Below are 7,018 nucleotides of genomic sequence, written 5' to 3' on the forward strand. Positions count from 1 at the left end.
CACCGCAACGGCTCTCCGACAGTGAGGCTGGATTTAATCCAGCATCTTCAATGCATTTCCAGCTGCTTTCAAGAAATAGGCGCTGTTGAGGATCCATCATCTCTGCTTCTGCAGGGGATATATTAAAGAACAACGGGTCAAATTTATCTACAGCCTCTAAAACACCCATCCATTTGCTATAGGTTTTTCCCTGAGCCTTGGGATCGGTATCGTAATATTCATCGATTGACCATCGCGTTGAAGGGATTTCCGATATACAATCCCTGCCCTGAGCCAGATTGTCCCAAAATTCAGCCAAAGTCCCTGATTCCGGGAATTGCCCTGCCATACCAATAATTGCGATAGACTCCTTATGTTCCTGACCGCGCGGCATATCTAGCATAGCTTTTTTAGAATCAGCATGCTTGACCGTTTTGTGGGAATCATTGCTATTCGGCAGCTGTCCATAGGCGAATTGAATCCGTTCTTTAACTTCTTGCTGATTCACAAACGTTTTATCCTGCATTTTTATTTCTTTTTCAATAGTAGCCGCCAGCTTTTCTCTTATCGATTGGGCCATATGGTTTTTCAGCTCAATTAATGACTCCCTGGGAGACTCAGACAGTTTTCTTGCCAGCTGCATGGCGTGCGGCACCACTTCATTCCTCGGTACAACCGGAAAAGGAACCCCTTTGGTTTCCAGTTCCGAACCACTATATCTAGTACCTGTAAATAGAATTTCCTGTGCCATACTAACCCCGAATTTCTCAGGGAAAATCAGGGTCGAACCCGCTCCGGGAGTAAAGCCGTACTTCATAAAGTTAGTAGTATAGATGCTTTCCCGACTCATCACGATAAAATCGCAAAACATCCCCATGCACCAGCCAGCACCAATCCCATGTCCCTGCATAGCAGCGATGACGGGCAGCTTGCAATCCAAAGCAATCTTGTAAACATTGGTATCGCTATATTTCGCCTTTCCCTCATGGATAGCCAGCAACCCCTCTTGGGTGCCTCCTGTGGCAAAGTAGGTGTCATATCCCGTCAGAATCACAACTTTATAATTCTCGTTAGCCTGCACTGTCTCAAACGCCTGATTCAGGCCAATAATCAGTTCATCGGAAAATGTATTTTTGTGCGCCGTGTCCTTCATTTTCAACAAGACAATCCCGTGCTCAAATTCCTGCAATTCAACCACAGACTGTACCTTCATTTGGGGGGCGCTTATCTCCTGCCCATCCTCCGACGTGTGGAAGCTGTCCAATGGTTGCAACGTGAAAGCCCGTCCTTCTGATAATTCCTGTGGACTGGCTTCCAATGATTCATCCGGGAGCTCGCCAATAAATTGAAGCAATTGTTTTTCAGCATCTTCATAATTGATTTCCCCTGCTTGCACCGCACGAAAAATATCTTTTGAATCCATAAACATGTCCTCCTAGCTGTATGAAATAGGACAAATATCGTGTTGGCTGTCTACGAGTGTAATTGGTTGAATAACTGGTCGGCCTGTTCAAAATCCAACTCACCCTGCAGTACTTTCTGTAACAAGACTTGCATGGGCTGCTTAGGCTTCGGCTCTGTAGGAGCCTGATTTGTATCTCCCGCCGACTTGTTCAATTCCTTTGCCAAAAATTTGGAGAATTCATTAATGTTAGGATAGTCGTACACTCTGGTTGCCGGAATAGCTGTTCCAAAGCGTTTATTCACAGCCTGCACCCACTCTACGCCTATAATGGAGTCCAGTCCCATATCAATAAATTGATCGTCCCGGCCAATATCCTTTTCATTCATACTCAAGGATTTCGCAAGACTTTCTACCAGTTCCTTCTCCAATGTTTCTATCCGTACAGCCGTTGGCGCATATGTCGACCGCTTTGCCTCATCCCTGGCAACAACGGGCGGCGGCGAAGAAGGCTTGGCCTCAGGTTGCGGCGGGGCAGGCTTGGATTCTGCCAGCACGGCTGACTTTTCTGGCTTATCTGCTACCATCTGGATGTTGGAAACGGAGCTTAGCAAAATGCCCTGCGGTTTTTCAGGTACTTTCGCCAAAGTCTGTCTCTGCACATTATCGTTGCTATGGTTAACTGCAGGAGGGCTGGAAACGAACTCTTGTACCGACACATCGACTACAGGAGTTTCCGCCTCGACGTCCCGGGATTCGCCCCCACGCGCGAAGATCCAATAGCTCTCCTTGGCAAATGGATAAGTTGGCAGACTAATCCGACGAGGGCTGGTATTCTCATAAAGTCTAGTCCAATCGAAGAGTAGCCCCTTCACCCAAAGCTCCGCCAGCTTTGTATACTTCCCCTTGCTTATCCAACTATCCACCATTTTTGCCATGTCTTCGTCTGCCTCAAGAACAGCTAGGATGTCTTTATTCTTCTTTGCCTGACCCAAATACAGCCCGTCAATATCCTCATTCCCCGCTAAAAAACTCTCCAGCTTTTCTGTAAGCTCACGGGTAGACTTAACTATGACTGCTAACCGTTCTTCCATGGCTTCCCGTCCCACCTGCAGAGTAAATGCTATATCCTCCAGGCTGGTTTGCGAGTATTCCGGCTCTTTGAGTTCAGCAAGCAGTCTTTGCACCTGTTCATCCAGTCGATCTTTATTCCTCGCCGACAGCACGATCATTGCCGGATTTTGCAGTGGAATGGTAACTTGTCTAGTCTCCTGCTCCTCAGGGATATATTCCTCAATGAGCACATGTGCGTTGGAGCCTCCGGCGCCAAATGAGGAAATACCTGCGATTCTTGGGTATTCAACTGTCTTCCCATTCATTGTGACGACGGGTCTTTTCCACTCTCCCAGCTCCTGCTGAACTATAAAAGGACTATCGCTAAAATCGATATTCGGGTTTAGTGTTTCTGAATGCAATGAAGGCACGATTTGTCCGTATTTGAGCTGAAGGAGCACCTTTGTAACTCCGGCGATCCCTGCCGCGCTCTCACAATGCCCAATATTTGATTTTGCCGATCCGATTGCGCAAAATTGCTTATCCTCCGTATATTCCTGGAAAACTTTTTGCAATCCGGCGATTTCAATGGGGTCACCTAAGGATGTCCCGGTGCCATGCGCTTCGATGTAACTAATGGTTCTGGGGTTAATTCCTGCTTTCTTAAAGGCCCTTCCAATTACACTGGCCTGCGCATTGGGATTAGGAACTGAGAATCCGTTTGTCTTCCCTCCATGATTCACCGAGGTCCCTTTTACGACCCCATATATATGGTCGCCATCTGCAATAGCTTTGGACAGTGGTTTGAGCAGTACGGCTCCTACGCCTTCTCCTGGCACATATCCATCTCCGCCTTGTCCAAAGCTTTCGCACCGTCCTTTACTCGATACAAACCTGCCTTGCCCAAGCATCAGGTATTTGTTCGGATGAATGGATACATTGACGCCGCCAGCAATGGCAAGCTCACACTCGCCTTGTTGCAAGCTTTGGCAGGCCAGATGAATGGTCGTCAATGAAGAAGAACACATGGTGTCCACAGCCATGCTCGGACCGTGGAAGTTACAGAAATAAGATACCCGATTTGCGATGGAAGCCGGATTGCCAGGAACGGCAATCATTCTGCCCCTAGCTTGTTCCTGTGCCCCATAAAGCTGGTATTCTTCATACATGACCCCGACAAAAACACCCACATTCCTATCCTGCCCAAGGCCCCGCTCTAGTCCAAGCGCTTCCCGGGTATAGCCTGCATCCTCTATCGTTTCATAGACGCATTTCAGGAATAGACGCTCCTGAGGATCGATTATCTGTGCTTCTCTAGGAGAGATATTGAAAAACATGGGGTCAAACTGATCCACACCTTTGATAAAGCATCCCCACTTGCTGTAAGCTTTTCCGGACTGATTCCTGTCCTCGTCAAAGTGCATGCTGTGATCCCAGCGATCTTTGGGAATTTCCGTAATGCAATCCTTCCCATCGCGCAGATTGTTCCAGAATTCCCGTATGTTTTCTGCATCGGGATACATGCCCGACAAACCGATAATGGCAATTTCCTCTGATTCGCCTGCTCTTTTCGGTTGCGGTTGGAAACTTGCCTGAACTGGCATGAAACGCGATTGCTTCCGACTATCAGAAAGTGACCTTCCCGGGTCGTTTTCCATCGTAGAAGGCTTGAATTCTTTCGCAGGGTTGACCTCTGTCTCGATTCCAAGCAATTTAATCAGCTGCTTCTGGTGGACTTTAAGGAAATATTGGGTCAATTCCCGGATATTCTGGTATTCAAAAAATAAAGTTTTGGGCAGTGTTCCAAACGTTTTCTCCAACTCACGGGTTAGCTGTTTAATCATAATGGAATCAATGCCGTACTTCTCCATAGGGGCATCGGTTTCAATCTGCCTTGCCGGCAGCCTGATGGATGTAGCGAGCAATTGCTTTAAATAATTTGCCGCTTTTTCGGCAAGCAGGTCTTGTCCGATGACCGAACCCATCTCGCTTTCCATTATCATAGAGGAGGCATCTCCAGCCTGATTCAGGGACGGTTGCTGCAGGAGCGTTTCTCTTAGCTGACTGGCATGCCCTTCCAACACCATGACTTGATTCTTTTCGGAAGCCAGGCTCTGATACAAAGCCCGAATTCCTGCACCAGTCTCCATTGCAAACATCCCCATCCCTTCCATGATCTTTTCTGTTTCCCCATCAATACGCATTCCGCCTTCTTTCCAGAGTGGCCAATTGACTGAAATCGTCCGCCCCTGGCGTTGTTCTCGCTCTACCAGCGTACTACGGTACTTGGCATAGGCGTCCATAAAGGCATTGGCAGCAGCATAGTCAGCCTGTCCTATATTCCCAAGGCTCCCTGCAACGGATGAAAAAAGGATGAAGAAGTCCAGCGGGATTTCCTTGCAAGCCTGATCCAGATTCACCAATCCCGTAACCTTTGGTGCCAAAACGTTTTGCAATTCCTCCCGTGTTTTTTTAATAATGAAATTATCGCTAACCATTCCTGCGCTGTGCACAATTCCGTCCAGCTTCCCAAACTCTTCCTGAATATCCCGAATCAAAACTTCAACGGCCCTTTTATCGGCGACATCGGCTTGTCGGAATACTACTCTTGCACCTAAAGCCTCTATCTCCTCAATCCTTGCTTTGGTGTCACCACGAAGCGGGGAGCGTCCGACAAGAATTAAAGCGGTATCCCTGGCCTGTCGTGTAATTTCTTCGGCAAAAATCAAACCGAGACTTCCGGTTCCGCCGGTAATTAAATATACTCCCCTGTCTTTCCACGGAATGCTGATCGCTTCCCCGGAGGCTTTAATTTCCGTCCATACGGCAACATGCCGTCTACCTGATTGATAGCGGATATGTGGTTCTATAGAACCGCGACTGTTTTCTTGCAGGATATTTATCAGACCTGCTGGATCCTGCTCCACATCCATTTCTATCAATTGGCCAACCAGTACTGGATTCTCCAGCCATGCTGTTTTTAAGAGTCCGGAAAGTCCCGAGAATACCTGTTGGTGATCCTGCACCGGAACGACAAGCTGAACCAATGTTTTGCCTTTGGATTCCGTTTTAAGAATATGTTGAATTGCCTCAAACACCTGTGTCGCATAAGTCCTAAACCGTGCATCAATGCTCTTCTCTTCGGATTGGAGAATGAGGCACTGCACCCCGTTCATTTGCGATTCAATAATTTCCCCGGAAATATATCCCGGTTCGCATAAAATTACCAGATGCTGTTGATAGTCAGGTGCTGTTCCTTCCAGAGCAATCGCTTGTTCTTCCCACACAGGCTCAAGCATCAAAGTCTCAGGTGCAGTCCATTCATCTGGGCCACCTGTTCCTCCTTCAGCAACTCGTGATAAAAATCCCTTCATCCTCACACAAACATTCCCCTGCTCGTCACACAAATCGATATCTAACTTTTGCAGCGGGCCATCCTGCCTGCTGTCTTCACTATTACGGATCCAGGCCCACATCTCTGATGTGCATCTGTTAAATACCTCTAACTCTTCCAATGCAAATGGTAAAGCTGGCTTAATGGAAGCTTTGCGATCACCTGCACTCATAATCAAGCCTATCGTCGCCTGAAGAGCGGAGTCCATCAAACTGGGGTGCATCACATAATGCTCCATCGTATGGTAAACGGAAGAAGGCAAGGACAACTTGGCAAGCGCTTGACCCACTCCGATATATATTTTCTCAATTCCCTGATGTCCCGGCCCATAGGAAATCTGCATCGCCGCAAACGCCTCATAGCACTGACGGGATGAAACGGAGCCCAGACTGCACTGCTCCAGCAAGGTTTTAATATCTATAGCAGGGACCTCTGCCACCGGAACAATTACTGCCCTGCCTTCACTATGCACCACCAGCTCGGTGTCCGTTGCTCCAGACTTGCTGTAAATTTCATAGGCGATCTCTCCGCCATCTTGCGGATAGAGCCCAATACTGACATCAACCGACTCCTCCCCAACCACAACTGGACGGATCCAATCCACATCTTTTAACCGGATGGACGTCCACTTATCTTCTGGAGATCCTGCAACCTGCTCTACTGCCGCCCGCGCCATTTCAAGGTAGGCCACTCCAGGCAAGAGCTTCTGCCCCCTTATCACATGGTCAGACAGGAAAAATTCCTTCCCCGTAAAAATGGAGCTGAACTGCAGTCCATAAATATCGGACGTATTACGCTGAAGTAAGGGATGAATGCCGACTGCTGTCTCCCGTTCCAACACAACACCGCTTGCTCCCGTCCGTTTATTGATATCGGTTATACAATATCGTTCTTTGGCAAAGGGATAGGTTGGCAGACTGATACGGTTTGGTTTAGCCTCTCCGTACAACAGGGCCCAGTCAATTGCGACTCCTTTTACCCAAAGGCCTGCGATTTTGCCATAGCTGCCTTCGCTAACCAAAACATCAATCGTCGTGCCCGCACCCTCTCCGTCTTCACGAGCTCTATTTTCTTCTTTATGGCGTTTGGCGTGTCCCACGTGTAAGCCGTGGATACCATCCCGGCCTTCCACAAATCCTTTCAATTTCTCTTCAAGCTCCCGGAGAGAGCCTACAACGAAAGCCAAACGT

The 7,018-nt window shown here is 48.1% G+C and carries 1 protein-coding gene and 1 pseudogene; both read right to left on the reverse strand.

The window, feature by feature from the left end; translation table 11 throughout:
* A partial coding sequence (locus tag GRP75_RS16300; protein WP_202404171.1) for a polyketide synthase occupies positions 1-1,402 on the reverse strand: 1,402 nt, incomplete at its 3' end.
* Positions 1,403-1,452: 50 nt separating this feature from the next.
* Positions 1,453-6,822 (reverse strand): annotated as a pseudogene (locus GRP75_RS16305) (SDR family NAD(P)-dependent oxidoreductase); the annotation flags it as partial.
* Positions 6,823-7,018 lie beyond the last annotated feature (196 nt).

Source organism: Paenibacillus sp. OT2-17 (assembly GCF_009827695.1).
Classification (GTDB): domain Bacteria; phylum Bacillota; class Bacilli; order Paenibacillales; family Paenibacillaceae; genus Paenibacillus; species Paenibacillus polymyxa_B.